We start from the raw sequence: 26,311 nt of genomic DNA, 5'->3' as shown, positions 1-26,311 counted from the left end.
GTTTGGAATCGAGCAGGAATTCTTCGCACCACAAGGCGTCGTCAAAGGCGCGGACAATATCCTGCTTTTTGATCTGTTCCCCCATGGCTTCCCAGATGACCCTTTTTAACATAGAAGCCACATCTTGATGAACCCGGCGGTTTTGCAGGCCGAAAAATAGAGGAAAGTTTTGCACCCGGATCCCCAGACGCTCCTGGCACATGATGGTATCCAAGGCGCTTTCAATCTGATGATGCAGGCCCTTTTTCTCGAAAGGAGCGGTGAAGGGGGAACGTTTCTCCACCATGGCGTAGACATAGGGATGGGCGGAGCGGTCTAATACATAGTGGGTGAGAAATCCCATAAAGTAAGCAAGACACCTAGTCCCTTCCGGGGTGCCCTGCCGTGGGCGCAGATAGCGGAGAAAGGCATTGAGCAGGGGAGGAACCGGGGCCTGATGCATTCGTACACCGGTTTGGATGACCTTGTTGAAAGGGTTTAGATAAGCCCGGCGGAAGAAAAGCAGATCCGGCCCCTGGGTTCCCCAGTCATAGGCAGCACGATGCTGCCGCAATATTTTTTCCAGCGGTTCCCCGCAAAGCTGCTGGCATACGGCGTCACCAAACAGCCAGTGTGTCACATAGGCCGGCATAGGTTCATCCTCCCCATCACCATGTTTTTCTTATTGTACCATGAATTTTTGAAAAAATTTTATCCATCCTGCCGTATCAAGAAGTTTTCAGCGCCTATTGTGCGTTTTGCATAGACTTTTCCCCGGATTTCCTCCGAAAATGATGGTGAAATCAGACAAAAATAATTTGAATTCTATTGAAAAATCAGATATAATAAACATAATTCAATAGCGTATCGCAAAAGATTGGGGGGAGCTTCATGCTTGAAAAAGTGGATTTAAAAAAGATGATGATGAAAGAGGAATATAAGCAGGTGGCCGAGGGACTGAAGGCGCGGCTTTCTGTCCTTCAGCAGAGCATCAAGGCCAATAAGCTGCCGGTGATCATCCTTTTTGAAGGATGGGGCGCTTCGGGAAAGGGAAGCAGGATTGCTGACATGATCCTCAATCTGGATCCCCGGTATTTCAAGGTGACCTCTTTTATTGAGGCGGACAGCGCTGAGCGGCGCAAGCCCCTTTTGTGGAGATACTGGGAAAAGATCCCCGCCCAGGGCCAGATCGCTGTCTTTGACCGTAGCTGGTACCAGGACATCTCGGTGGCAAAACTGGAACAGGACGTGGACGATGGGGAAATTGCCCGGCGGACCGAAAGCATCAAGACCTTTGAACGCCAGCTGGCTGACGACGGCTGCCTGATTATCAAGTTTTTCCTGCACATCAGCAAAAAAGATCAAAAACAGCGCTTTGAAAACCTGCTGTCTTCCAAAAATACGGCCTGGCAGGTGACAGATCGGGACTTAAAACGCAACAAGCACTACGATGAATACTATGAGGTGCTGGATCAGATGCTGACCAACACCGACACCGACTATGCGCCCTGGCATGTCATTTCCAGCCATGACAAAAACAGCTGCATGGCGGATATTTATACCATCCTGGTCTCCTCCATCGAAAAGGCCATCGCTCAGAAAAGGGAGGAATATAAGCCTCTCCCGCCGGAAAGCCCTGTGATCCTCTCGCCTAAGTTTACCCTGGTGGAGATGCCCAAGCTTCAGGATATTGACCTTAACCGGACATTATCAGAGGAAACCTATAAAGAGCAGCTGAAAAAACAGCAGGCGAAGCTTTCCGTCCTCCACAACAAGATCTATAAAAAACGGATACCGGTCATCGTCGCCTATGAGGGATGGGATGCGGCAGGCAAGGGAGGCAATATCCGCCGGGTGGCGGCAGCCTTGGATCCACGGGGCTACGAGGCGATCCCCATCGCCGCGCCCACAAAGGATGAGCTGGCTCATCACTATTTGTGGCGGTTCTGGACACGACTGCCCAAGACAGGGCATATTGCCATCTTTGACCGGACCTGGTATGGCCGCGTCATGGTAGAGCGCCTGGAAGGATTCTGCACCAGTGAGGAATGGCATCGGGCCTACCAGGAGATCAATGAGTTTGAGAAGGAACTCTATGATTGGGGCGCGGTTATCGTCAAGTTCTGGCTCCACATCGACCAGGATGAACAGCTGCGGAGGTTTACCGAGCGGCAGAACACCCCGGAAAAGCAGTGGAAGATCACCGAGGAGGACTGGCGCAACCGGGAAAAATGGCCCCAATATGAGGTGGCGGTCAACGATATGCTGCGGTATACCTCCACCGATTTTGCCCCTTGGAACATCATTGAGTCCAATGACAAGAAGTTTGCCAGGATCAAGGCCCTGCGGACACTGATCCATGCCATTGAGCTGAGACTGTAATGAAGAAGGCCGCCTTCTGAGAAAGGCGGCCTTTTATTAATGGGCTTTAAGCATGTTGTCGATGGCGCTGATCAGGGCTTTGACAGAAGCGGTGATAATATCGTTGTGGACGCCTACGCCCCAATAGGGTTGATTATCCTTGTCGACAATGCCCACATAAGCGGCTGCGCGGGATTTGGAGCTGGTTTCCAGCGCGTGCTCTTTATAGGTAACCAGGGTGTAATCGATCCCAAGCCCCTTCTGCAGGGCGGCGCTGACCGCATCCAGGCGGCCGTTGCCCCATGCCTTAAACTCCTGGGGCACCCCTCTGACAGCCACCGCCACTGTGGCTTCAAAGTCATCGGGATGGATGAAGTGGACGCTGTGGAAGGTAACAGGGGAATCCATATTGACAAAGGACTGCATGAAGATGCCATAGATCTCCTCGGGCTTGAGTTCCTTGTGCTGATGGTCGGAGACACCTTTGATCTGGTAGCCGAAGCACTCCCGCATCTTCTTGGGCATGTCGAAGCCGTATTTCTGCTCCAGCAGGTAGCCGATGCCGCCCTTGCCCGACTGGCTGTTGATACGGATGACGTCGCCGTCATACTGCCGGCCGATATCCTTGGGGTCGATGAGCAGGTAGGGGACATTCCAGTGATCGCATTGTTTTTCTTCCCGCCACTTTATGCCCTTGGCAATGGCGTCCTGATGGGAGCCGGAGAAGGCCGCAAAGACCAGTTTGCCGCCGTAGGGCTGACGGTCATAGACCTTCATCCCTGTGGTTTCCTCATAGACCGAGGCTACCTCCGGCATATTGCTCAGATCCAGACCAGGGTCAACGCCTTGGGAGTACATGTTCAGCGCCAAGGTGATAATGTCCACATTACCGGTGCGCTCACCGTTGCCGAAGAGGGTGCCCTCCACCCGCTCGCCGCCGGCCAGTACGCCCATTTCAGCGTCGGCTACAGCGCAGCCCCGGTCGTTGTGGGGGTGCAGAGACAAAATCACATTTTCCCGGTACTTCAGGTGCCGGCTGATATACTCTATCTGGCTGGCATAGACATGGGGCATAGAGAGGGATACTGTTGAAGGCAGGTTGACAATCACCTTATTTTCTGAGGTGGGCTGCCAGACATCCAGCACCTGGTTGCAGATATCCAGGGCAAATTCCATTTCGGTGCCGGTAAAGCTTTCAGGGGAATATTCGAACTGGAAGTCGCCCTCCATCTCAGCGGCATACTTTTGCAGAAGCTTTGCCCCCGAGACGGCGATATCGATAATCTCTTCCTTGCTCTTTTGAAAGACCTGTTCCCGCTGGGCCACCGAGGTGGAGTTATAAAGATGGACGATGGCCCGCTTGGCCCCCTGGAGGGACTGGAAGGTCTTCTGGATAATGTGCTCCCGGGATTGGGTGAGTACCTGGATGACCACATCATCGGGGATCAGATTCTGCTCAATCAGGGTGCGGACAAACTCATATTCTGTCTCAGAAGCCGCCGGGAACCCTACCTCGATTTCCTTAAAGCCGATTTTGACCAAGAACTTGAAAAATTCCAGCTTTTCTTCCAGGCTCATGGGGACCACCAGGGCCTGGTTGCCATCCCGCAGGTCTACGCTGCACCAGGCAGGCGCCTTTTGAATGTATTCCTTCTCTGTCCAGTCCATACATGATTCTGGAGGCATAAAATAACCTCTGGTGTACTTTTCTACATTTTTCATACCATAACTCCCTTTCCGGCTGTGGCCAGCCTGCGCGTTTTCTCCGTATCGTCTGATGTGCGGGCCGTTATGTACGCTGTTTTCGGCAATAAAAAAAGTCTTTCATCTCCATCGAGACGAAAGACTTACATCTTACGCGGTACCACTCGGTTTTATGCCCTGGGGCATACCCTTCATCAGATACGGGCTTTCTTTTCAAAAAACCTTATATCCTCCTGCTGTAACGGTCAGGCTCCGGCTCCACCTACTCTTTTCATTTCAGCGAGCTGCTCGGAGGTGAGTTCAGACCATCTTTTCTGCCGCCTTACACCAACCGGCGGCTCTCTGAAAGAAAAGGGAGATCCTACTATTCCTCTTCTGCGCATTTCATGTATTGCTTATACTATACTCCACAGCCTGGGACTTGTCAATTCTTTTTTTATTTTACAGCAGCTGCCGGATGGAGTCCACAAAGGCGTCGGCCATGGATAGATCCTGTTCTCCGGCGGAGGGGTTGCGAAATGCCACGCAGAAGGCCCCCGACGCTTTAGCCGCCAGCATCCCGTAGTGGCTGTCTTCCACGGCGCCGCATTCCTCAGGCCGGACCCCCAGATCCTTCATCGCTTTGAGATAAACGGCGGGATTGGGCTTGGAATGTCCCACCTGATCGGCCCCTGCCAGGGCGTCGAAATAACTGGTAATGCCAAGGGCGGCCAGAGTGTCCCGGATAACCCCAATGGCGGAAGAAGAGGCAAGTCCAATAGTAATTTCTTCCCGGCGCAGCTGCTGCAAAAGCTCAACGACCCCATCGATGGGGGGCAGATTTGTTGCAGAGTGAAAGAAAGCGTGAAGTCTGTCCACATAACCGTGGATGTAGGATTCCGCGGACCCTGTGAGGTGATAGCGTGAAATGGCCCACTCCCAAAAGGTGACCTCATCCTTGCCGATGAAAGGGGTAAACTCCTCCCAGGTCAGAGAAAAGCCCAAAGGGGCACAGAAATCACCCAGCACCTGAAAATGGATGGGTTCCGAATCGATGAGCACCCCATCCATATCAAAAACAACGGCCTTGCATCCCTTTTTTTGAAACAAGCTCCCCATAAACGTCCTCGCTTTGCTGTAGATTTTACACTGTTCATTATACAAGATGCCGTGAACATTGGGCAGATGGCAATATAGCCAAAGATTTCTCACAAGGGAAAAGACAAGTTAGCGCAACTCCAATCATTTACAGAAAAACCAAAGAGGGGTATAATGAGACAAGCAAAACTAAAGGAAGTGGAAAGCATGTTGTCGGATATAAAAGCCCAGGCCAGGACCGCGATAGAGGAACTGGTGGAGGGCGCAAAGCTGCAAAAGGGCCAGATTGTGGTGGTGGGCTGCTCCTCCAGCGAGATCGGCGGACAGAAGATCGGCTCTGATAGCCATGTAGATTTGGCAGCGGCGGTTTTTGAGGAAATTTATGATGTAGTGAAGGCCCACGGCCTCTATCTGGCGGCCCAGTGCTGCGAGCACCTTAACCGTGCGCTGATCGTGGAAGAGGAATGCGCCAAGGCATACGGCCTGGACATCGTCAATGTGGTACCGCAGCCCAAAGCGGGAGGCTCCTTTGCCACCGCGGCTTATGCCCATTTCTCCCATCCGGTGGCGGTAGAGCATCTAAAGGCCCACGCTGGGCTGGATATCGGCGGCACCCTCATCGGCATGCATCTGAGGGAAGTGGCGGTGCCCCTGCGCATCAGCATCCAGTATATTGGCAAAGCCCATATTCTTTTAGCCCGGACACGGCCAAAATTTATCGGCGGTATCCGCGCCCACTATGACGAAGCTCTTCTGTAGTATCGCCATTGTCAAGAGAACAAGGGGAGAAAAGGGCTGTCCTTGCTGAAGAACTCTGCTTTTTTTCGCTGTTTTCCCGCATTTTTCCTCCCTTTGTTTTTTCAAAAGCTGAGATGATCGTTGTTGTGAACGCACAGCATTTTTCCCTTATTGTGGAGTATTTTTGGTCAAGTATAAGCGAAATGATTTCTTTTTTAACTGGAAATATCAGTAAGATTGACATTGAAAGTTGAAATGATATAATAAATATAAGCGTTTTCAGAATTTTTTAGTGAAGGAGCGTTTTATATGAGGGCAAAAAAGAATATTGCCTTGGATACATATTATACACTGATCTCTAAGGAGAGCGGCAAGGCGATACAAGCGACAGCGGATGAAAAGGTGGTCATGTTTGCCGCTTCTGGTGAGGACAGCCAGCAGTGGAAGCTGGAAGGCAATGATGAATACTATAAGATGATCAACAAAGCCACCGGCAAAGCCCTGGATGCCACCCTTTCCGGTACAGACAACGGCGTTCGGATCTGCCAATTTGACAGCGCGGATGCAGATAATCAGCTTTGGGCTTTGGAGGAAAGCGTTGACGGCAGCTACAAGATCAAAAGCAAGGTATCGGGCAAATGCATTGACGTGGTGGATATGTCCAAGGAGGACGGCGCCCTCCTGCAGATTTGGGAGGATGTAGACGGTGACAACCAGCGCTGGATGCTGCAAGAAGTAGCGGTAAAAAAGACTGGAACCACCAAAACTGCAAAGAAACCTGCGGCAAAAACGGCATCCAAGCCCGCTGCAAAAAAGACGGCGGCCAAAACATCCAAGACGGCAAAGGCTCCGGCAAAATCGACGGCCAAGAAGGCTGCTAAGGCAGAGGAACCGCAAAAGGCAGCTGCCGCCGCAAAAACGCCCAATAAGGCATCCCAGAAGAAATCAACTGAAAAATAAATGCTTTTGTGCCCCCTCTCTGGAGGGGGCCTTTTTGTTTCAAAAGTGCTAAAGATATCCCTATCATTTTATCAACGTTTGACCATATAAGAGAAAAAGAGAAAGAATTTTCTCTTTTTTCTATCAGCTTATTGACTTTTTCTCCTGGATTTCTATAATTATTCTTGAAAAGTCATATAAATATCACCTAAATATACCAATATAGAAGTCAGGAGTGTTGATTATGTCTCATGTATTTATCACCCCATCCCAGATTTTGAGCGGCGCCGGCGCCCTGGAGGATGCGGCGTCAACGATTGCCGGTCTGGGGAAAAAGGCATTGATTGTCACCGACAGCGTGATGGTAAAGCTGGGCAATGTGAAAAAGGTCACCGATGTCCTGGATGGCTGTGCAACAGCGTACGCTATTTATGACGGCATCAACAGTGAGCCCACAGATAAGATGATTGAAACCGGCCTGTCCCAGTATCAAAAAGAAAGATGCGATTTTCTCATCGCCGTAGGCGGAGGAAGCCCTATGGATTCTATGAAGGCCATTGCCATGCTCTCGGCAGGAGGCGGACGGATCACTGAGTATATGGGGAAAAATGTCACCTTCGCCCTGGCGCCGATGGTGGCCATTCCCACCACAGCGGGAACCGGCTCGGAAGCTACCCAGTTTACCATTATTACCGATACAGAAAACGATGTGAAAATGCTCCTAAAAGGGCCCAGCCTTATGCCGGACCTTGCCATTATTGACCCGCAGTTTACAATGACCGCGCCGGCCAAGATTACAGCGGCCACCGGTATGGATGCCTTGACCCATGCGGTAGAGGCATTTACCTCCAAGAAAGCCCAGCCGCTTTCCGACACCTTTGCGGTTTCTGCGGTGCAGAGAATCTTTGCGAATTTACTGACCGCATTCCGCCAGCCGGACAATGAGACGGCCCGCACCGAAATGGCATTGGCAGCCCTAGAGGCCGGCATTGCCTTTAACAACTCTTCTGTCACCATTGTCCACGGCATGAGCCGTCCCATTGGCGCCCTATTCCACGTAGCCCACGGCATTTCCAATGCCATGCTGTTAGAGACCTGCCTGTCTTATGTAGTGGATGGCGCGCTGGACCGCTTTGCCTTCCTGGCAAAGGCGTGCCACATCGTCGATGAAGCTGCCGATAACGAGACAGCGGCCAGGGCGCTGATTGACAGGATTGCAAAATTGGCGAAGGATTTGGAAATCCCCACCCTGGAGGAATACGGCATCGACCGGGATGCGTTTTATAAAGCGATTCCCAAGATGGCGCAGGATGCCTTTGCCAGCGGCAGTCCCTCCAACACCCGAAAGAACATCACTCCAGCGGATATGGAGATGCTTTATGACCGGCTTTGGAAGTAAATAAAAAAATAAAGGGCAACCGGCTTGTCAGCTGGTTGCCCTTTTGGTTAGTTGGCGTGTTTGGGAAATTTCCGCCTTCCGAACAAAGAAATCTGAACCTGGGACAGGGTGAACTCCCGAGGGAACAGATGCTTTGCCAAAACGATGGCGGAGATGATGACGCCGCCCACAGCGAAGGAACGGATGGGAACGACAAAAACGCAGGAGAGAAGAAAACAAAGGAAGGAAGCAATGACCCGGCAGCTGTGGGGGCGGATGGTGACCCCGATGGAGAAAAAGATAAAGACGCCGGCCAGATACCAGACCATATTGCTGTAAAGGCAGAGGGAAAGGAGCACGCCAAAGGAGGTGGCGATGGCCTTCCCGCCGTGAAAACGGGCAAAGGGGGAAAAGGCATGTCCCAATACAGGGGCAGCCATCACCAGGGCAAAGGGGAAACGATGAAAATCCAAGCTGGTCAGGGCGAGAAAGACAGGGAAAAACCCTTTCGCCATGTCAAGGAGCAGACAGATCAGCCCCATGACAGGCCCCACCAACTTAAAAACGTTGGCGGTTCCCGGATTGTGGTCGTCGCTGTCCTCCACAATGTCCACTTTGGAGAAAAGACGGGGAAGGAGAGCGCTGTAAAGAATGCTGCCAGAGAAAAACCCGGCAACAATATAAAACAGGAAAATCCAGATCATATGGCCTCCTTTACTGCCCCGCCAACTGCTGGGCGAGATCGCAAATCTGGCTTGCGGCACGGGGATTGGTATGGTTTCGCTGGGCATGGAGCATTTGGCCGAGAACCTGGGGGTCGGTAGTGACCCGCTGGGCAAAATCCAGCTGGCGCTGGATATCCTCATCATAGAAAGACATGCCCCGTGAGGAAAAGAACTGCGCGTTTCTAGTTTCGCAGCCCGGGATCGGGCTTGTGTGTATCAAAGGGATATTTTTGACAGCCGCCTCGGTGCTGGTGAGCCCCCCTGGTTTTGTAAATATGACGTCGCAGGCATCCATATAACGGCTGACCTCATTGGTGAAGGGGATGGCGCGGACGTTGCTGCGGCCTTCAAATTGCTTTTGCAGCTTGGCCAGCAGTGTTTCATGCCTGCCGCATAAAATGGCGACAAATACCCCGTCGCCATGACGCTGCAGGATAGCTTCGGTCATTTCTCCCAGCTTTCCAAAGCCCATACTGCCGGACATGAGCAGATAGACCGGTTTATCCTGGGGCAGTTCCAGCAGCCGCCTGGCGTATTTCTTGTCTCCCTTCTGGCAGAAACACTCCCGTACAGGGATGCCATAGGGCAGCAGCTTTTCCCGCGGCAGGCCCTTTTCGGCGAATTCACCGATCAGATCCTTATGCGGCAGGATATACCTGTCCAGCTCCGTCTCTTCCCAGAAGGGGATGCAGGTATAGTCGGTGGCAATGGCAATGGTGCGCGCGCGTAGCCGCCCCTCACGCTTGAGGCTGGTCAACACTTCCGCCGGGAAAAGGTGGGAGGTGATAACCACATCGAAAGCATGCTGAGAAAGATACTCGTCAATGGCATGGCGATAAAGCCGATTCATGAAATAGACGGGAGATTTGCGGCGGTTATTGCTGATGGCTCCGCCGGCGGCATATAAAAAGTGGAACACACCGGGCAAACGGGTGGATCCTACATAGCAGCTGGAAACTACTTTGGAGGTGCGTTTTCCAGCCAAGGACAGCGCATCTACGAATTCACAGGGAATCTGCCGTTTTTGCAGCTTTTCAAAGACTGCTCTGGCGGCCGCGTTGTGGCCTTCCCCGGTATTACAGGAAAGAACAAGGACTTTGATGAAAACCTCCTCCTTTACAATCGACTAAAAATATGAAATACTATTTATAGTATACCACAACTTGTCAGAAAAAGGAATTTTCTTTTAAGAAATCAAAATATAAACTAAGAGTACTTTGCAGAAAAGAGGGGAAAAAATGGAAATGACCGTTGCGCAGGCGCTGACGGTAGGAGCCTTAGCGCAATGCAAGCTTATCGGCGGAGCACAGGGAGTTCAGAAGAAGATCAGCTGGGTGGATACCATGGAAGTCCCCAATATTTCCCCATGGCTAAAAAAGAACGAACTGTTGATTACCACTGGGTACGCGATTAAAAATGACACGGATGCATTAACAGGGCTCATTGAGGATCTTTACCGTGTGCAGGCGGCGGGCTTAGCCATCAAAACGCGTTTTTTGGGAAGCATTTCAGAGGATGCCATTGCCTTGGCTGACAGGCTCCAAGTACCCTTGATTGAAATTCCTCCCGACATTCCCTTTATTGATATTACCCACCCTCTGATGAAAGCTTTGGTGGATGAGCACAATAACAAGCTGGAATTTTCTGAGTTGATGAATGCTAAGTTTATGGAACTGGAACTGAATTCCGGTGGCTTTGAGGAAATCACCCAGATGCTTTCCAATCTAATCAGCCAGCCGGTTATCATCACAACCCCCAATTTCGAAGTGCTTTCTCAAAGTGGCGCCCAGGGACGTTTTGCACCGGCGGAGCTATTTGCGCCGGATGCCGATGGCTCCTTACGACTCATCGCGCAGCTGACAGATCAGGTGCAGGGAGGAGATATTACCCGCCAGTTGAAAGGTCCGGCAGGTATTCGTCTTCTTTCGCGCAGCGCGATTGTGAAAAAGCAGATCTGCGGATATATTTTTGTCGTCTATATGGAGCGGTTCCCTGATGACATGCAGCTGATTGCCCTTAACCATGCGGCCACGAGTTTGGCCTTGGAGTTTGCAAAGCTGCAGGTTCTGGAAGACAATACCCGGATCATGGATTCTAACCTGTTTATCGATCTGATGACGGGCAATATTAAACTTGCCGATGAGGCGGATTATCGCGCTCAGATGCTTCGCTGGCCCGGTGTACCGCTGCGTATTGCGGTGGCTGATATAGACGATTTCGAAGCGGCCAGCCTTCATCTACAGGAAGAAGATATCCAGCAGCTAAAAGAGGGGATTAGCAGTGCCATCAAAAAACACATGGCGAGTCGGGGAGTGCACTGCAACGTCATTACCAAAAGCGATAGCTTCACCTGCTTGATGAGCGATGTCTACCACAAACAGCAGCTCTTCGAGGCGTTCCAGGAAATCCATGGACGCATCAGAGAGAAGTTTGGCATGAATTTGACGATCGGCATTTCCGAGACCTGCCGGGAATACATAGAGATTCCCTCCTTTTATGAAGAAGCGCGAGACGCCATTGCCATCGGCAGGATGCCAAATATCCGACGGGCAGTGGTGGACATTAGGGATGTGCGTTTGGAACAGGCATTGATGAAAACAGCTGATTCTCCCTATTTTCGACGCTTCGTAGAAACTACCATATGGGAGCTGCAAGAATTCGATCGAAAAAATAAAACTAGGCTGCTGGAAACCCTGGAGACCTTGGTGAAAAATATGGGAGCAAGGAATAAAACGGCGGAAGAACTGTTTTTGCATCGAAATACCCTGTCGAACAGAATTAAAAAGATAGAGAAAATTACCGGCTACAATCTCTCAAAAAATGAGAATTTATTTAATCTTGGCCTGGCGTTAAAAATGCGATATTTTTTGTGAATGTGCATGATGCACATGAATTGTGTTTTTTTTCATTCGTAGTGAACATCGACACCAATATCTCTCCATGCTATACTTTATTTACTCCATATGTGGGAGATGTACATCTGTTTTTGTAGAAAAGACAAAAATTGTATGGAGTATATGCAGTATTGCAAATGAGGAGGGAATGGTTATGGCAGTAGAACAAATACTAAACGATTATGCCAGAACGGCTGTCCCCGCAGATCAGAGGAAAGGCTGGATCTCCATGGGATGTATCTGGGCAGGCGTGGGCATTAGTCTGGGCCTGATTGTTACCGGTGGAACCTTGGGAGACGGATTGACTTTCCAGCATGCGTTATTGGCAGCTTTTATTGGCGGTGCAGTCCTTGCCCTGGTGACATCACTGTGCGGAATTGTTGGCGCGAAAACTGGTTTTTCCACAGCTATGGTCAGTCAGTTTACCTTTGGAAAAGCCGCAATTATCATCATTGCAGTGATCCAGGCTTTCGGATCTTTCGGATGGTTTGGCGTGCAATTAGGACTTTTTGGAGACACAGCAGCCACCACATGGGAAATGGTCTTTCACCAATCAGTTTCTCCGCTTCTCTGTATTGTGATCGGCGGCATTTTGATGATCTTATCTTCTACCTTTGGATATAAGGCGCAAGATATTCTGAGTAAAGTGGCAGTACCACTTCTTATGATCCTTCTTCTGGCATCGCTGTGGAAGGTCGTTTCTGGCATGTCCTTGACAGAAATTTGGAACATGCGTGGTTCAGGTGAACCCATTACCATCGGCTACGGTGTCTCGGTGGCAGTGGCATCCTTCATTGTAGGTGCGGTTGTAGCGCCGGATGTCTCCCGATATGCAAAATCTCCGAAACATACAGTGGGCGCGGCTGTCATGGCCTTCGCCATTGTGGTTCCCATCATGATGCTCATCGGCGTTATCACCTGCCAGGCCACGGGCGAATGGGATATTGTACAGATTATGCTCAAATTAGGCTGGGGTATCATTGCTCTTATTATCTTACTTATCGCCCAGTGGAACTCTAATGACAACAATCTGTATTGCTCTACCCTTGGTTTTTCAGTTGTCTTTAAGAAAATGAAGAAATACCAGCTCAACGCTTTGTCGGGATTAATCGGTATTATTTTGGCGCTGACCGGTATCTATCAGAATTTCACAACCTTTCTCAATTATCTGGGCGTTTTGATTCCTCCAATGGGTGGAGTAATCATTGCAGACTATTATTTCTTCAACTCTCAGTACTATGAGGAAAAATACATTGATAGATTAAGAAAAGTCAATATCCCGGCTTGTACCGCCTGGATTATTGGATCTATTGTGTCTTATTTGACGACCTATACACCCATTACCCTGACTACAGCTCCTGCGATTGATGGCATGATCGTCAGCTTTATCGTCCATTTTGTATGGATGAAGGTGAAAAGACAAAATTCGCTTGTAGACTAATTTATTCCGAAAGTCGACCATTTTGAAAAACGGGTGTCCGCCGTGAGAATTCACTGTGTGAGCCCGTTTTCTCACGAAGGAGAAAAGAGGTATGCAAAGATGCGCAAGATGACACTGGGACTGGTGCAGATGGATTGCAAAATGATGGATAAAGCGGCCAATGTAGAAAAGGCCATCGCTTATATGGAAGAAGCGGCCGAGAAAAACGTGGATCTTATCTGTTTCCCAGAGATGTTCTCTACCGGCTATAGCCCGGACATTATCGGCAAACGTTATGGCGAGCTGGCAGAGGATCCGGAAGGGGAGACCTTCCAGAAGCTGGCGGCATACGCGAAAAAGCTTCATATGTATGTGGTAGCTCCCATCGTCCTCAACAGTGATATCCCCGGCGTGCTCTACAACGGACTGATTGTCATCGACCGAGAGGGCAAGCTAATGGGCACCTACAACAAGACCCATTTATGGGCTGGAGAGCGCTATTATTTCCGTCCAGGCTATGAGTATCCTGTTTTTGAGATGGATTTCGGCAAGGTGGGGATGATGATCTGCTATGACGGCGGATTCCCGGAAGTGGCCAGAATCCTGACCCTCAACGGTGCGGAGTTAATTCTCTGCCCCTCTGCTTTCCCCATCTGGGACAAGGATATGTGGGATATCTATTTTATGTCCCGTTCCCTGGAAAATGCCTGCTTTGTGGCCGGCATTAACCGGGTAGGTGTAGAGGGCAACTGCAGCATGTTTGGAGATAACAAGGTCTTTAATCCCCGGGGCAAGCTGTTGGCCGAGGCTGGCGTGGATACCGAGGAATTGCTGGTCTGTACGATTGATCTGGATGAGGTGGCCGACTCCAGAGAAAAAGAGGTCATTTATCTCAAGGACCGCCGTCCTACATCCTATGGCCGCCTGACCGAAGAATACTAAGGGAGGAAAAATATGCTCATCAAACAGCTTATTGAGCTTTACGATCTGCTGGATGCGGCTGACGCCAGCGGGGAGAAGGCGATGGCCTACCTTAAAGGTATTGCACCTGACTGCAATGTAGAGGTTTATCCTCTGGAGGGTCCTCAGGGAAAGACAGATATGATTAAGGTGCGGATTCCAGGCCGGTGTGGCAAGTCCTCCGGAGGAGACGCTCCCACCATCGGACTGCTTGGCCGCCTGGGAGGGCTAGGCGCCCGCCCGGAGCGGATCGGCTTTGTCTCCGATGGGGACGGCGCGCTGATCGCGTTGTCGCTGGCGGCAAAGCTTTTGGATATGCAGAAAAAAGGGGATGTGCTGGAGGGGGATGTGTTCATCTCCACGCATATCTGCCCTAACGCGCCGACCCAGCCCCATAAGCCGGTGCCTTTTATGGGTTCACCGGTGGAGATGTCCCAGGTGAATCGGGAGGAAGTGACCCCGGAACTGGACGCCATTTTGTGCGTGGATACCACCAAAGGCAACCGGATTATCAACCATCGGGGATTTGCCATTTCTCCGACGGTGAAAGAGGGATATATCCTCAAAGTGAGCGAATCTCTGCTGGATATCATGGAGATTACCACAGGTCAGCTGCCCCAAGTATTTGCGCTGTCCACCCAGGATATCACCCCCTACGGCAATGGGCTGTATCATCTCAACAGCATCCTGCAGCCCTGTACGGCTACAGATGCTCCGGTGGTAGGGGTGGCCATTACAGCGCAGACAACCGTTCCCGGCTGCGCCACCGGTGCTAGCCACCTCACCGATATAGAGGAAGCAGCCCGATTTATGCTGGAGGTTGCAAAAGCCTACGGCAGGGGAGATTGCAGCTTTTATGACCCAGAGGAGTTTGACAGTATAGTAAAGCTTTACGGGTCTATGAAACATTTGCAAACCAAGGGGAAATAGGCGCCAGACTCGATTTTTATGTGAAAAGAAAGACAGGCCGGGAGTCCTCCCGGCCTGTTTGGGCTCAATGGAAAAGAGGGAGAACTATGATTAAAGTTGGAGCAATTACCGTAGGACAGTCTCCGAGAGTCGATGTGACAGACGATATCCTCCCAATTTTAGGGGACGATATCCAGCTGATACAGGCTGGGGCGCTGGATCATATGACGCCGGAGCAGCTGCGGGCCATCGAGCCGCAGCAGGGGGATTATGTCTTGGTTTCCCGGCTGAAAGATGGCACCAGCGTCCGCTTTGCCGAACGGCATATTCTACCCCGGCTGCAAGAGGCCATCGACACCTTGACAGCCCAAGGTGTGCAGATGATTCTCATGCTCTGTACAGGGGAATTTCCACCGCAGCTACAGGGGCAGGTCCCCTTGATTTATCCCTGCCGGCTGCTGGACGGATTGGTGCCCGCTCTGGCGCGGCGTGGAAAAATCGGCGTGGTAGTACCGGATATTTCCCAAAAGGAACAGAATATCCGGCGGTGGGATGGCATTGCCAAGGAAGTCCATGTGGTGGCGGCGTCTCCCTACGCTGATATGGAGGGGATCCAGTCCGCTGCGGAAAAGCTCCGCGAGCTGGATGTTGACCTGCTTATCCTGGACTGCATCGGCTATACGGTGAAGATGAAACGGATTTTTCACCAGGCGACGGGAAAGCCGGTTCTGCTGCCCCGAACAGTACTGGCACGGGTGGTAAGAGAATTGGCCGGTGAGGAGGAAGCGCTATGACACTGCTGGAGAGATCAAAAAAAATCCTGGCAGATTGTATGGGAATACAGCCAGGGGAACAGGTGCTCATTGTGACCGATGATGGGAAGGAAAGCATCGGACGAGTTCTCTACCAGGCTGCAAGGGAGATGGGCGCAGAGGCCTTGCTTATGCAGATGCTCCCCCGGGAGGTATCGGGACAGGAACCTCCGGCGGCGGTGGCGCAAGCCATGAAAAGCGCCGATGTGGTGCTGGTTCCCACCGCTCAGTCCCTCACCCATACGAATGCCCGGATTCAGGCGGTGAAGGCCGGCGCTCGGATCGCCACCATGCCGGACATCACCGAGGAGATGTTTCAGCGAGGGGCGATATGCGCTGACTATGGAGAAGTGGAACGTCTGACCCTGAGGATAACAGACCTTTTGACCCAAGCAAAAAGCGCCACCATTGTCAAGGAGGGGCATACCCTGCGGCTGAACTTAGACGGCAGAAAGGGAATTGCCAGCACCGGTGTTTATAAGCAGCCGGGCCAAGCAGGGAACCTGCCCTCCGGAGAAGCCTATATTGCGCCTCGGGAGGACGCCTGTGACGGAGAGATGCTCATTGATGGCTCTATGGTAGGCGTCGGCCGATTGGAGGAGCCGCTGTATGTGGAGATCTCTGGCGGCAAGCTGCGGCGGATCTCGGGAAAACAGAGTGAAAAGGTGGCCTTCTTAACCCAAGATGAACACAGCGCCACCCTTGGCGAACTGGGAATCGGAACCAACCGAGGCGCTGTTCTCTGCGGTCAGATTTTGGAGGACGAGAAGATTTATGGCACCGTCCACATCGCCTTTGGAACCAATACCTCCTTTGGCGGCACCAACAAAGCGGACTGCCATTTGGACGGAGTTATCCTCAAGCCGGACCTATATTTGGATGACAAATTGATCTTAAAGGGCGGGGAATTCGTTTTCGAATAGAAAAAGAACCCCTGTGGCGCCGCCCGGTTCAAAAAGGCAATTTTCTTGTCTCCCATGAGAATAAAAAAGCTGTAGAAAATTTTCTACAGCTTTTTATTTATCGATAAAGCTCTGGCCTTCTTCCAGCCAGAAAAAAGGGCTCTTTCATTGAGGACATCCCCTTCTCCCGCAGCCGGTTGAGAGGCTGGCCAGGGAGGGAAGCCACTGTTAACTCCCCTTCCTCCCCAAAGGATTCCGCCAGGACCTGGCCCCGCGGATCAAAGACCATGACCCCTCCGGAAAAGCGGGCCCGATCTCCGCAGGGCCCTAAAGCATTGCAGCAGCCCACATAGGCCCCGGCATCATAAGCCCGGGCGGAAAGGGTGCGGCTCCAGCTTTCCCGCCGGCGGCGGGGGGCCAGGGGAGAGGCGAAGGGATAGAGCAGAACCTCCGCGCCTCGCAAAACCAAGGTGGAAGCAATCTCAGGATAGTGGGCCTCCAGGCAGAGGGCGATGCCGACCTTCCCTTTGGGCGTCTTAAAAACGGGGAGCACATCCCCGGGAGCAAAGGATTCCAGCTCCCGGCGCCCCAGGTGGGTTTTGTGATAGGAAAAAATTTGCCCCTCCGGCGTACAGAGCAGCTGAGAAAGATAGGGCTTATCCTCCGCGGATGTTTCGGCAAATCCGGCGCAGATGGAGAGGCCATAGCGCTGCGCCATCCGGGACAGGGATTGGGGAATAAAGCCGGACAGCGGCTGGGCCAGCTGGGCAGCCCCGTGATAGCCGGTGACGGAAAGCTCGGGAAAACAGAGCAAATCCACCCCATGGGCCTGCGCCTTTTGACAGAAGGAGTTTATCCGGGCCAAATTGCCTGGGATATCGCCCCTAGTGCTTTGCATCTGCACAAGACCCAGCACCATGTCGTCCACCAAGGAAACCTCCTTTCCTATACAAAAACAAACTGCACCAGCCCCATATACACCAGGGTGCCGGCGGCAATGGATAAAAGCATATTCCGTTTCCACCAGTGCAGCAGCGCTGTTACCCCGATGGCGATGGCCTCGGGGATGCCGTAGGGCCAATGAAGGAGGGAGATATCCTTGAGGCAGTAGACCACCAACAGCCCAATGACGGCGCAGGGAAGGACCTTGCCTAGATATTGGATGTATTTCGGGGTGGGTTTATTGGCGGGAAAGAGAAGAAAGGGCAGAAAGCGGGTGAGCATGGTGCCTAAAACCACGGCTGCCACGGTGATGACCGCTTGTCCGGTTGTCATGGTCATGAGATACCTTCCTCCTTTTGCAGGCGGCCCCGCAGCAGAGTCAGGCCGAGCAGGATCAGAATCATGGACGGGACGATAAAGCTGCCCGAACCGAGCCCCACCAGGCAGATGGTGGAGGAGACGACGCCGAGAATAGCGGGAACATGTTCTTTTTGGTGAAACCACTGATCCATGAAGATGACCACAAATAGGGCCGTCATCACAAAATTGATCCCCTCCGTGTTAAAATGGATCAGGGATCCCAGCAGTCCTCCCAAGGTGGAGCCTAAAAACCAATAGCAGTGATTGAGCAGGGTGACAAAAAACATAAACCAGCCTTTGTCCACCCCGGCGGGAGGGTCATTGTAGCAGTTGATGGTAAAAGATTCGTCACACATGCCAAAAATGAGATAAAACTTTTTCTTGCCCGTGCCCCGGTATTTGTCCAGCATAGAGATGCCGTAAAACAGATGCCGGGCATTGACCATGAGCGCAAGAAGAAAGGCATGCAGTGGGTGAAAAGAGGATACCAGAAGGCTGACGGTGACAAACTCCATAGAACCCGCGAAGATGAGCAGACTCATCAGCATGGGATAGACAAAGGAAAACCCCATGCTGTTCATATAGATCCCATAGGCAAGGCCTAGGAAGGTAAAACCGGCGCAGATGGGCAGGGTATAGGGAAATGCCGCCTTTAAAGCGGCGCGCTTTTGATTCATGTCAGATCTTTCCTTTTCAAAGCTGTTGATAGAAGCGGACTTAGCCGCGACGGGCCAGCACTTCTCGGACTGTCAGCAGATTGCCTTCTACCGTAAAGCGGATTTCATAGTCCGAAAAGAAAAAACCATAGATCCGCTCAGGGTCATCCTGATAGGAGGGCCGTGGATCCTGGGCCAGCACCCCCAAGAGGCCTTCCTGGAGAGAGGCCGGAATTCTGGCCAGCAGGGCGGGAGGGCAATCCACCTCTAAGGCGTGATCTTTCCTTTCCTGGGCGAAGCCGCCGGAAGCCTCGGGATGGCTGTCCACAAAAGGAAGATAGGGCTTGATGTCAAAGATAGGGGTGCCGTCCATCAGATCGGCCCCCAAAACATGGAGCACCGGCCCCATTTCCGGATGACGCTCAATTTTTTCCAGCTTCACGCAGGAGAGCCCCAGGGCGTTGGGGCGGAAGGGGGAACGGGTCGCAAAGACTCCCATCCGCTGGTTTCCTCCCAGCCGGGGCGGACGGACGGTGGGAGACCAGCCCTGACGCCGGGCTTTGGAAAACTCCCAGATCAGCCAGATATGGGAGAAGCCTTCCAGCCCCCGCAAAGCGTGAGGGTTGCGGTATTCCGGCGTAAAGACGATGGTTGCCGGCAAATTTTCCACAAGGCCGCTTTGACGGGGCAAGCCGAATTTTGTAGGGAAATCATTGTGAAGGTGGGCAATGGCCTTCAGGGTGAGAGGCTGTTCCATAAAGCTACCTCCTTGGTACCGAAGTGAAAGGGCGGCCTTTGCCGGCCGCTCCTATCGATTGATTGTGAAAAAAGAAGAAAGAGACAGATGCCGCTCCTTTTAGCAAAGAAAGTCACGGCCACATTTTATCGGGATTATCCTCTTTGCTTTTTGATTTTCATTTCATACATATTCTGATCTACCTGTTGGATGAGCTGTTCTGCATCGGGAAAGGGCGGACTGCATTCCAAAAAACCGGTGCTGACCTGGTTAAAGGGACAAGGCGCTCCCTTGTTCCAATCACGGCAAAGTTGAATCTGTTCCACAGCCGACGGCGATATTCTGCCTTCACAAAGCACGACAAATTCATCGCCGCCAAAGCGATAGACCTTCCCTTTTGTTTCGAAGGATTTTGTACACATAGTTGCGAAATGTCGGAGATATTGATCCCCTATCATATGACCATAACGGTCGTTTATTTCCTTAAACCGGTCTAGATCCATAAACAAAATGGAAAAGGTTTCTTTTTGCTCAATTAAGAGCCGGAGATCGTCAAAAAGGCAGGCGCGATTAGCGAGGCCGGTGAGGGAATCCTGTCGGGAGGTCTGCTGGAGCTGGACGATGCGAATAGAATCGGATACCATACGGTAAAGCATGGCATAGGAAAGAATGGTGATGGAGGAAAGCAATAAGATAGCCAATACTTTCATAATACTGCCGCTGCCCTGAAAAAAGGTAAGGTTTAAAATCATGACCATGATGACATGAAGAAAACAGACCAAATCAAAATATTTTCCACAGTTTTGATCAAACTTTTTTAAATTGTACAGGATGGCAAGGTATTTCGGTGCAATGTACTTAAAAAAGGGATAGAGGATGATAGCGTATAGAACGGTTTGGATGATAAAAATCCAAAAATATAGGTTGTTTCCAGTAATGAGACGCCCAATTTGAATGGAGAGGGCCCAAATGCTCATAGTAAAGGCCCAGCACATACACATAATGATGAACAGCCGAGATATTTTTTCTTTATATAGGAGAAAAAGAGGGATGAGATATAGAAATCCTCCAACGGCTAGCTTCCCGTCACCAAATCCGGAATACAGGAGACCAGCACTGAATAGGAAGAAAGCGGTAAAAGCAGCAAGGGAAATGATGGTGACGCCGATGCCGTATTTTCGTTTACAGCACCGATTGAAAAGCGCTAAATTAATGAAAAGAACTTCCAAGGTGATAAAAACGGACCAGATATTCATAAATTTTTTCCTTTATATTTCCTATCTTCTCAAATTATCAGCGGGGCAGATGAACAACCGTCTCGCCCGCTGTTTCATGGGGCAGGGAACTTTCTTCACCATCGGCCTTTTTCCTCCCCAAAAGGACTACCGTCTCCACATGGGTGGTTCTTGGGAACATGTCCACAGGCTGGACCCGCATCGCCTGGTAGCCCTGCTGCTCAAATAGAGCGCAGTCTCGGGCGGCGGTGGCGCTGTTGCAGGAAACCATAACCACCCGCTGAGGATGCATGGCGCAGATGGTGTCAATCAGCCCGGAGGAGCAGCCTTTGCGGGGCGGGTCGATGATGACCACATCCGGGACAATGCCTTCTTCCCGGAGGGTTCGCGCGGCTTCGGCCGCATCGGCGCAGAGAAAGCGGGCGTTGGAAATGCCGTTTTTCCGGGCGTTTTTCCGCGCGTCTTCCACTGCGTCGGGGATGATTTCTACCCCAATGACCTCTTTGACATAGGGGGCCATGGAAAGGCCGATGGTGCCGGCGCCGCAGTATAGGTCGAGAAGCACCTCTGTGCCTTGTAACCCGGCGAAATCCCGGGCCGTTTCATACAGCACCTGGGCGCCCTCCCGGTTCACCTGGTAAAAGGAGAGGGGAGAGATAGAAAATTCCATGCCGCATAGGGTGTCCTGAATGGTATCTTCGCCCCACAGTGTGCGGCATTCCCGGCCTAAAATGACATTGGTGGAACGGGGGTTGATATTGATCACAATACTCCTGATCCGCGGGAACTTCCCGGTGAGCGCCTCGACAAACGCCTGGGCATGGGGGAGCTGAGGCCCTTTGAGAACCAAGCAGACCATGATTTTCTCCGCGTTTTGGGAGGAGCGCAGGTAAATATGGCGCAGCAGCCCCTTCCCCGAAGCTTCGTCATAGGCAGGAATATGGTAAAGCTGGCATAGCTGCCGGATGGTTTCCACAATTTCTGCAAAGACGGGGGGCTGAAGGGCACAGGCGCCGCCGTCGACAATGCGGTGGCTCCGCCTGGCGAAAAAACCGATTTTGAGCCCTCCGTCCTCACCGGCCGCCACCGGGTACTGGGCCTTGTTGCGGTAGCCTTCCTCTTTGGGGGAGGGGAGGATGGGCGCAAAGACAGCCTGCTCTACCTTCCCGATACGGCGCATGTTCTCATAGACCCAGCCCTGTTTGATGGCAAGCTCCGCCTCATAGGAAATATGGCGCAGGCTGCACCCGCCGCATTGCCGGTAAACAGGACAATGGGGTTCGGTTCGATCAGGGGAGGGGGAGAGAATTTCCTCCACAATGCCATAGCAGTAATTTTTGCACACCTTGACGATCCGCACCCGAAGGACGTCGCCGACGGCTGTGCCGGGAACAAAGACGGCGATTCCGTCAAAGCGTCCTACGCCGTTGCCGTCATTTGTAATATCCGCAATGGAAAGGGTAACGACATCGTTTTTCTGAAGCTCCATATTTCTCCTCACATTCCCAGAGTTTTTCTATATTTTATCATATTTGGGGCAATGATAAAAGGGAAGGAGAGGAAGAGAAGAAAAAAACAGTTGTCTTTAGAAAGAAATTATAGTATAATAAATGATACATCTGGGCGTGAGCCCCGAGGACAACTGAAAGAGTAAGGTGGAATTTCCACCGGGGCAGGGACATTCATGCATTTCGTCATGCGGACATGCGGGTCCTGTGCGACAGAGCGCCGTGAACCATGTCAGGCGGGGAACCGAGCAGCATTAAGCGGATTTCTTTGTGTGCCACAGCAAAGCCTGTATGTCCGTGTGACAAAGTGTATGGCCAAAGCCGGATCTTACCGGTTGTTTCCTGCTCTTTGTCATATCCAAAAAGCAGAAGGGGAGGGGTGGATTTGTACCAGGCATTATACCGCAAGTACCGCCCCCGCGTCTTTGAGGATGTGGTGGGGCAGGAACATATTACCACCACCCTAAAAAACCAGGTCAAAGAGGGAAAATGCGCCCACGCCTATCTGTTTACCGGCTCCCGGGGCACGGGAAAAACAACCTGTTCCAAGATTTTGGCCAAGGCGGTGAACTGCCTGCGTCCCCGGGACGGGGATCCCTGCGGGGAATGCGAGCTTTGCACAGGCATTGACGACGGAGCGGTGCTGGATGTGGTGGAGATTGACGCGGCCAGCAACAACGGTGTGGACAACATCCGGGAGCTGCGGGAAGAGGCGAATTTTACCCCTGTGAAGGCGGGATATCGCGTCTATATTATCGACGAAGCCCATATGCTCAGCGTCGGCGCGTTTAACGCGCTGCTGAAGATTATGGAGGAGCCGCCCACCCATGTGATCTTCATCTTGGCCACCACCGAGGTCCACAAGGTGCCGGCCACCATTGTCTCCCGGTGCCAGCGGTTTGATTTCCGCCGGATTCCCAGCGAGCTCATCGCCGGCAGGCTCCAGGCCGTGGCGGAACAGGAGGGCATTGCTTTAGAGGAGGACGCCGGCCTGTTTATTGCGCGGCTGGCCGACGGCGGGATGAGAGACGCCCTTTCCATCCTCGACCTCTGTTCCTCTTACAGCGCTCATGTAGACGTGGCTACGGTGGTGGCGGCTTCCGGCCTGGCGGACAGCGAACAGATTTATCAGTTGGTGGAAGCCTTGGCCCAGCGGGACAGCAGCCGGGCGTTTTCCCTGATTGATGAGCTCCACCAAGGCTCTTCTGACTTTGAGCGGGTCTGCGACCAGCTGATTACCGCTCTGCGGGGCTGTATGATGATTAAGGCGGTTCCAGGGGCCCAGGAGCTGGTGGTCACCACCAAAGAAAATTATGAGCGTCTCTCTCACATATCCGAAAAAATGTCCATGGAGGACATCCTCGCCACCATGGAAATATTGCAGGAAACCTTGGGCAAGCTTTCCCGGGCCAGCTCCAAGCGCACCGAATTTGAGATGGCGGTGGTAAAGATCGCCCTGCGCAAAAAGAAGGGGGCCCTCCCCGCCCAGGAAGGGAGTGTGCCGGAGGAAACCCTCCAGCTGCTCCAGGAGATGGAAAAACGGCTGGAGCGGCTGGAGGCGATGATGGCGCATCCTTCCCGGCTGGAGGCTTCTCCCCCCAGCCTTTCCCCAAAGCCTTTGCGGCAGGAGCCGAAAGAGGCGGATATTGTGCCGGAGCATATGGAACAGATGCAGGAGCTTTCCTGCTGGGAACAGGTGATGGAACGCCTGAAGGGGACCAATCCTGCCCTTCACGGCGCCCTCAAGGATTCCAAAGCCTATGTCAAAGGGGACATTGTCCTCATCGACGCGCCGGATGAGCTTTTTGTCAAGCTGATCCGCCAGTCGGATTATACGAAAGAGAGCCTTCGGGACGCCCTGAGAGCGCAGACCGGTAAGAAGTACCGTCTGGGTCCCTACAAGAAAACCGGGGAGGAGAAGGCCAAAGAGGATCCGCTGAAAATGCTGGAACAGATGGCCCAGAAGGCGGGGATTGACGTTTCCGTCACCGGCCAGTAAAATAAAAAGAGAATTTTTTTGAAATGATGGATCATAGGAGGATATAACCATGAAAGCAAGATTACCACAGGGATTCGGCGGCGGCCCCGGCGGCAATATGAACAATATGCTCCGCCAGGCCCAGAAGATCCAGGAGGATATGGCCAAGCTCCAGGCGGATCTGGAGGAGCGGGAATACACCACCAAAGCGGGCGGCGGCGCGGTAGAAATCACCATCACCGGCAAAAAAGAGGTCAAATCCATTGTGCTGCAGCCGGAAATTGTGGATCCGGAGGACATTGAGATGCTCCAGGATCTGATCATTGCCGCGGTCAACGAGGCCATCCGCAATGTGGAGGAAGTGCAGTCCCGGGAGATGGAGAAGATCACCGGCGGACTGTCCATGCCGGGGATTCTGTAGATCATAGCGGCAATGAGGACTGGAAAGACGAGAGAAGCATGGCATATAACGTTTTACCACTGACAAAGCTCATTGAACAATTTGAGCGCCTGCCGGGCATCGGGCGAAAATCCGCCCAACGCCTAGCCTACTATGTGCTGGGACTGCCCAAAGAGCAGGCTCAGGAATTCGCGGCGGCGATCACCGAGGCCCATGAGAAAATCCGCCACTGCTCCGTCTGCCAAAACCTGACGGACGGGGAAACCTGCCCCATCTGCGGCAATCCCGCCCGGGATAGGTCCACCATCTGCGTGGTGGAGGATCCCAGGGATGTGATTGCATTCGAGCGGACCAAGGAGTATCATGGGCTCTATCATGTGCTCCACGGCCTGATTTCCCCCATGGAGGGGGTTGGCCCGGATCAGATTTACATCAAGGAACTTCTGACAAGGCTCCAGGACGGGGCCGTGAAGGAGGTCATCATGGCCACCAACCCCACAGTGGAGGGGGAGGCCACCGCTATGTATATTTCCAAGCTGATTAAGCCGCTGGGCGTCAAGGTGACACGGCTTGCCTACGGCATCCCCGTAGGCGGCAACCTGGAGTATGCGGATGAGGTGACCCTTTACCGCGCTCTGGAAGGGCGCAGCGAAATCTGACAGGTTTTTCTTGCTGGTTTGAGATATCATAGGTAAGGAGGGAGAGGCCATGGCGGAGAAAAAGGGAAGCGCGACCATCGCGCTCAACCGAAAGGCGCGCCACGATTATTTTGTAGAGGACACTTATGAGGCGGGCATTGAGCTCTTTGGTACAGAAGTGAAATCCATCCGCCAAGGCCAGGTCAACCTCAAGGATAGCTGGTGTGATATTGACAACGGCGAAATTTTTATCAAGGGAATGCATATCAGCCCCTATGAAAAGGGGAATATATTCAATAAAGATCCCCTTCGGATCCGCAAGCTTTTGATGCACCGGAGGGAGATCAACAAGCTCTTTGGGCTTGTCAAGCAGCAAGGATACACCTTGGTGCCCCTCTCCCTTTATTTTAAAGGCTCCCATGTGAAGGTATCCGTTGGGCTGTGCAGAGGTAAAAAACTCTACGACAAGCGGGAGGATATGGCCCGCCGGGACGCCAAACGGGATATGGATCGAGCCATGAAGGACAGAGGGAAATATTAAAATGAAAGAAGGGGGCGTAACGGCTTCGACGGGGATTTTGAAGTGTGAGCAGCGAGTAGAGGTTCGGACCCTCTTAAAAATCCGAAACTTTAAAATTAAACGCAAACGATAACGTAGCGTACGCAGCTTAACTGCTGCCGTCTAGTCCGGTAGTACCACGGACCGGATATAGGCGTCGATGAGTGGTCCATGTGTCCATGGAGTTCCTCGGCCGTAGACACACATCAGAGGATACCAAGGCCAGCAGCCTTTCTGCCGGCGGCTGACTGAGGGAATGTAAAGGACAGAATGCACTCGGAGAAACTCGCATGGAGAGATTTTCGGACACGGGTTCAACTCCCGTCGCCTCCACCAAAAAAACCGCTCAGGAAAGCCATTCCTGGGCGGTCTATTTTTGTTTTACCACACTTGGTACCGCACTCATCCTTTTTCCCCGACGCTTAAGAAGCTCCAAGAATAATGAGTTGACCCGGATTGCTACCTGGTTTTGCTCTCCGTCCAATTCGTGGCCGTATGTAC

The 26,311-nt window shown here is 52.2% G+C and carries 25 protein-coding genes, 2 other RNA genes and 1 other annotated feature; of the genes, 16 read left to right on the top strand and 11 right to left on the bottom strand.

Translation table 11 applies throughout. The features are described 5' to 3' along the window. Positions 1–631, bottom strand: a 631-nt coding sequence (locus ACZ25G_RS04955) for a zinc dependent phospholipase C family protein (RefSeq protein WP_463681735.1), incomplete at its 3' end; no start/stop codon positions are given. 239 nt (positions 632–870) lie between these two features. Between ACZ25G_RS04955 and pap the strand changes: the two genes are divergently transcribed. Continuing rightward, positions 871–2,361 carry a polyphosphate:AMP phosphotransferase gene (gene pap, locus ACZ25G_RS04950; RefSeq protein ID WP_463681734.1) on the top strand — a complete coding sequence of 497 codons (1,491 nt, stop codon included), beginning with the start codon at positions 871–873 and terminating at the stop codon, positions 2,359–2,361. Between the two features lie 36 nt (positions 2,362–2,397). Here pap and ACZ25G_RS04945 read toward each other — a convergent pair whose 3' ends face one another. Then, positions 2,398–4,062, bottom strand: a complete 1,665-nt coding sequence (locus ACZ25G_RS04945) for a 2-isopropylmalate synthase (RefSeq protein ID WP_463681733.1) — start codon at positions 4,060–4,062, stop codon at positions 2,398–2,400. 109 nt (positions 4,063–4,171) lie between these two features. Further along, positions 4,172–4,431, bottom strand: a binding site (T-box leader). A 54-nt stretch (positions 4,432–4,485) separates the two neighbouring features. Then, a complete protein-coding gene (locus ACZ25G_RS04940) occupies positions 4,486–5,142 on the bottom strand; it encodes an HAD family hydrolase (protein ID WP_463681732.1) in 657 nt (218 codons plus the stop codon). Positions 5,143–5,295: 153 nt separating this feature from the next. On the opposite strand from ACZ25G_RS04940, the gene ACZ25G_RS04935 reads away from it, so the two are divergent. The 3 genes from ACZ25G_RS04935 to ACZ25G_RS04925 all read left to right on the top strand — a co-directional run bounded on the left by ACZ25G_RS04935 (position 5,296) and on the right by ACZ25G_RS04925 (position 8,197). Then, entirely contained in the window at positions 5,296–5,880 is a 585-nt protein-coding gene (locus ACZ25G_RS04935) for a TIGR01440 family protein (protein ID WP_463681731.1), read from the top strand. A gap of 288 nt (positions 5,881–6,168) precedes the next feature. Beyond that, a complete protein-coding gene (locus tag ACZ25G_RS04930; protein WP_191510380.1) occupies positions 6,169–6,819 on the top strand; it encodes an RICIN domain-containing protein in 651 nt (216 codons plus the stop codon). A 223-nt stretch (positions 6,820–7,042) separates the two neighbouring features. Next, positions 7,043–8,197, top strand: coding sequence for an iron-containing alcohol dehydrogenase (locus ACZ25G_RS04925; protein WP_191510381.1), 1,155 nt, complete (start codon positions 7,043–7,045; stop codon positions 8,195–8,197). A gap of 47 nt (positions 8,198–8,244) precedes the next feature. Here the strand turns inward: ACZ25G_RS04925 and ACZ25G_RS04920 are convergent, their stop codons facing one another. Further along, positions 8,245–8,880, bottom strand: a complete 636-nt coding sequence (locus tag ACZ25G_RS04920; RefSeq protein ID WP_191483092.1) for a glycerol-3-phosphate acyltransferase — start codon at positions 8,878–8,880, stop codon at positions 8,245–8,247. 10 nt (positions 8,881–8,890) lie between these two features. After that, entirely contained in the window at positions 8,891–9,916 is a 1,026-nt protein-coding gene (locus ACZ25G_RS04915; protein ID WP_463681737.1) for an MGDG synthase family glycosyltransferase, read from the bottom strand. 223 nt (positions 9,917–10,139) lie between these two features. On the opposite strand from ACZ25G_RS04915, the gene ACZ25G_RS04910 reads away from it, so the two are divergent. The 6 genes from ACZ25G_RS04910 to ACZ25G_RS04885 all read left to right on the top strand — a co-directional run bounded on the left by ACZ25G_RS04910 (position 10,140) and on the right by ACZ25G_RS04885 (position 16,819). Then, positions 10,140–11,774, top strand: coding sequence for a PucR family transcriptional regulator (locus ACZ25G_RS04910; protein ID WP_463681730.1), 1,635 nt, complete (start codon positions 10,140–10,142; stop codon positions 11,772–11,774). A gap of 175 nt (positions 11,775–11,949) precedes the next feature. Beyond that, positions 11,950–13,236 carry a cytosine permease gene (locus tag ACZ25G_RS04905; protein WP_463681729.1) on the top strand — a complete coding sequence of 429 codons (1,287 nt, stop codon included), beginning with the start codon at positions 11,950–11,952 and terminating at the stop codon, positions 13,234–13,236. A 99-nt stretch (positions 13,237–13,335) separates the two neighbouring features. Continuing rightward, complete coding sequence (locus ACZ25G_RS04900; RefSeq protein WP_191483096.1) at positions 13,336–14,157, top strand: nitrilase-related carbon-nitrogen hydrolase; 822 nt, start codon at positions 13,336–13,338, stop codon at positions 14,155–14,157. A gap of 12 nt (positions 14,158–14,169) precedes the next feature. Next, a complete protein-coding gene (locus tag ACZ25G_RS04895; protein WP_191483097.1) occupies positions 14,170–15,105 on the top strand; it encodes a DUF1177 domain-containing protein in 936 nt (311 codons plus the stop codon). An 86-nt stretch (positions 15,106–15,191) separates the two neighbouring features. Further along, complete coding sequence (locus tag ACZ25G_RS04890) at positions 15,192–15,878, top strand: AroM family protein (protein WP_463681728.1); 687 nt, start codon at positions 15,192–15,194, stop codon at positions 15,876–15,878. Beyond that, a complete protein-coding gene (locus ACZ25G_RS04885; protein ID WP_463681727.1) occupies positions 15,875–16,819 on the top strand; it encodes an aminopeptidase in 945 nt (314 codons plus the stop codon). Before ACZ25G_RS04890 ends, ACZ25G_RS04885 begins: the two co-directional genes overlap by 4 nt. A 97-nt stretch (positions 16,820–16,916) precedes the next feature. Here ACZ25G_RS04885 and ACZ25G_RS04880 read toward each other — a convergent pair whose 3' ends face one another. From ACZ25G_RS04880 to rlmD, 6 genes are all read right to left on the bottom strand, one after another. After that, on the bottom strand, positions 16,917–17,717 hold the full coding sequence (locus ACZ25G_RS04880) for a nitrilase-related carbon-nitrogen hydrolase (RefSeq protein ID WP_463681736.1): 801 nt from the start codon (positions 17,715–17,717) through the stop codon (positions 16,917–16,919). 26 nt (positions 17,718–17,743) lie between these two features. Beyond that, positions 17,744–18,079, bottom strand: a complete 336-nt coding sequence (locus ACZ25G_RS04875) for an AzlD domain-containing protein (RefSeq protein WP_191483100.1) — start codon at positions 18,077–18,079, stop codon at positions 17,744–17,746. Continuing rightward, on the bottom strand, positions 18,076–18,777 hold the full coding sequence (locus ACZ25G_RS04870) for an AzlC family ABC transporter permease (protein WP_191483101.1): 702 nt from the start codon (positions 18,775–18,777) through the stop codon (positions 18,076–18,078). Before ACZ25G_RS04870 ends, ACZ25G_RS04875 begins: the two co-directional genes overlap by 4 nt. Positions 18,778–18,817: 40 nt before the next feature. After that, positions 18,818–19,513 (bottom strand): tRNA (N6-threonylcarbamoyladenosine(37)-N6)-methyltransferase TrmO, encoded by a 696-nt coding sequence (gene tsaA / locus ACZ25G_RS04865; protein WP_191510506.1) that lies wholly within the window; start codon positions 19,511–19,513, stop codon positions 18,818–18,820. A 134-nt stretch (positions 19,514–19,647) separates the two neighbouring features. After that, the gene (locus tag ACZ25G_RS04860) at positions 19,648–20,748 is read right to left on the bottom strand and encodes a GGDEF domain-containing protein (RefSeq protein WP_463681726.1); all 1,101 of its coding nucleotides are present in this window, start codon (positions 20,746–20,748) and stop codon (positions 19,648–19,650) included. A gap of 37 nt (positions 20,749–20,785) precedes the next feature. Beyond that, a complete protein-coding gene (gene rlmD / locus ACZ25G_RS04855) occupies positions 20,786–22,216 on the bottom strand; it encodes a 23S rRNA (uracil(1939)-C(5))-methyltransferase RlmD (RefSeq protein ID WP_463681725.1) in 1,431 nt (476 codons plus the stop codon). 215 nt (positions 22,217–22,431) lie between these two features. On the opposite strand from rlmD, the gene ffs reads away from it, so the two are divergent. From ffs to ssrA, 6 genes are all read left to right on the top strand, one after another. Further along, positions 22,432–22,531, top strand: an RNA gene (ffs, locus tag ACZ25G_RS04850) — signal recognition particle sRNA small type. 89 nt (positions 22,532–22,620) lie between these two features. Then, positions 22,621–24,234, top strand: coding sequence for a DNA polymerase III subunit gamma/tau (dnaX, locus tag ACZ25G_RS04845; RefSeq protein ID WP_463681724.1), 1,614 nt, complete (start codon positions 22,621–22,623; stop codon positions 24,232–24,234). Positions 24,235–24,283: 49 nt separating this feature from the next. Beyond that, entirely contained in the window at positions 24,284–24,634 is a 351-nt protein-coding gene (locus ACZ25G_RS04840) for a YbaB/EbfC family nucleoid-associated protein (RefSeq protein ID WP_191483267.1), read from the top strand. A gap of 38 nt (positions 24,635–24,672) precedes the next feature. Next, positions 24,673–25,272, top strand: a complete 600-nt coding sequence (gene recR / locus ACZ25G_RS04835) for a recombination mediator RecR (RefSeq protein WP_463681723.1) — start codon at positions 24,673–24,675, stop codon at positions 25,270–25,272. A gap of 49 nt (positions 25,273–25,321) precedes the next feature. Next, on the top strand, positions 25,322–25,792 hold the full coding sequence (smpB, locus tag ACZ25G_RS04830) for an SsrA-binding protein SmpB (RefSeq protein WP_342680825.1): 471 nt from the start codon (positions 25,322–25,324) through the stop codon (positions 25,790–25,792). Between the two features lie 10 nt (positions 25,793–25,802). Continuing rightward, positions 25,803–26,146: a transfer-messenger RNA gene (ssrA, locus tag ACZ25G_RS04825) on the top strand. Positions 26,147–26,311 lie beyond the last annotated feature (165 nt).

It is taken from the genome of Zongyangia sp., from assembly GCF_965361945.1.
The sequence above is the reverse complement of the archived record's forward strand: the minus strand, read 5'-3'. Positions and strand labels throughout refer to the sequence as shown.

Bases quoted from the DNA above. Each gene is read 5' to 3' on its own strand.
- pap (WP_463681734.1), top strand. From the start codon at position 871: ATGCTTGAAAAAGTGGATTTAAAAAAGATGATGATGAAAGAGGAATAT.
- ACZ25G_RS04945 (WP_463681733.1), bottom strand. From the start codon at position 4,062: ATGAAAAATGTAGAAAAGTACACCAGAGGTTATTTTATGCCTCCAGAA.
- ACZ25G_RS04940 (WP_463681732.1), bottom strand. From the start codon at position 5,142: ATGGGGAGCTTGTTTCAAAAAAAGGGATGCAAGGCCGTTGTTTTTGAT.
- ACZ25G_RS04935 (WP_463681731.1), top strand. From the start codon at position 5,296: ATGAGACAAGCAAAACTAAAGGAAGTGGAAAGCATGTTGTCGGATATA.
- ACZ25G_RS04930 (WP_191510380.1), top strand. From the start codon at position 6,169: ATGAGGGCAAAAAAGAATATTGCCTTGGATACATATTATACACTGATC.
- ACZ25G_RS04925 (WP_191510381.1), top strand. From the start codon at position 7,043: ATGTCTCATGTATTTATCACCCCATCCCAGATTTTGAGCGGCGCCGGC.
- ACZ25G_RS04920 (WP_191483092.1), bottom strand. From the start codon at position 8,880: ATGATCTGGATTTTCCTGTTTTATATTGTTGCCGGGTTTTTCTCTGGC.
- ACZ25G_RS04910 (WP_463681730.1), top strand. From the start codon at position 10,140: ATGGAAATGACCGTTGCGCAGGCGCTGACGGTAGGAGCCTTAGCGCAA.
- ACZ25G_RS04905 (WP_463681729.1), top strand. From the start codon at position 11,950: ATGGCAGTAGAACAAATACTAAACGATTATGCCAGAACGGCTGTCCCC.
- ACZ25G_RS04900 (WP_191483096.1), top strand. From the start codon at position 13,336: ATGCGCAAGATGACACTGGGACTGGTGCAGATGGATTGCAAAATGATG.
- ACZ25G_RS04895 (WP_191483097.1), top strand. From the start codon at position 14,170: ATGCTCATCAAACAGCTTATTGAGCTTTACGATCTGCTGGATGCGGCT.
- ACZ25G_RS04890 (WP_463681728.1), top strand. From the start codon at position 15,192: ATGATTAAAGTTGGAGCAATTACCGTAGGACAGTCTCCGAGAGTCGAT.
- ACZ25G_RS04885 (WP_463681727.1), top strand. From the start codon at position 15,875: ATGACACTGCTGGAGAGATCAAAAAAAATCCTGGCAGATTGTATGGGA.
- ACZ25G_RS04880 (WP_463681736.1), bottom strand. From the start codon at position 17,717: ATGGTGCTGGGTCTTGTGCAGATGCAAAGCACTAGGGGCGATATCCCA.
- ACZ25G_RS04875 (WP_191483100.1), bottom strand. From the start codon at position 18,079: ATGACCATGACAACCGGACAAGCGGTCATCACCGTGGCAGCCGTGGTT.
- ACZ25G_RS04870 (WP_191483101.1), bottom strand. From the start codon at position 18,777: ATGAATCAAAAGCGCGCCGCTTTAAAGGCGGCATTTCCCTATACCCTG.
- tsaA (WP_191510506.1), bottom strand. From the start codon at position 19,513: ATGGAACAGCCTCTCACCCTGAAGGCCATTGCCCACCTTCACAATGAT.
- ACZ25G_RS04860 (WP_463681726.1), bottom strand. From the start codon at position 20,748: ATGAATATCTGGTCCGTTTTTATCACCTTGGAAGTTCTTTTCATTAAT.
- rlmD (WP_463681725.1), bottom strand. From the start codon at position 22,216: ATGGAGCTTCAGAAAAACGATGTCGTTACCCTTTCCATTGCGGATATT.
- ACZ25G_RS04840 (WP_191483267.1), top strand. From the start codon at position 24,284: ATGAAAGCAAGATTACCACAGGGATTCGGCGGCGGCCCCGGCGGCAAT.
- recR (WP_463681723.1), top strand. From the start codon at position 24,673: ATGGCATATAACGTTTTACCACTGACAAAGCTCATTGAACAATTTGAG.
- smpB (WP_342680825.1), top strand. From the start codon at position 25,322: ATGGCGGAGAAAAAGGGAAGCGCGACCATCGCGCTCAACCGAAAGGCG.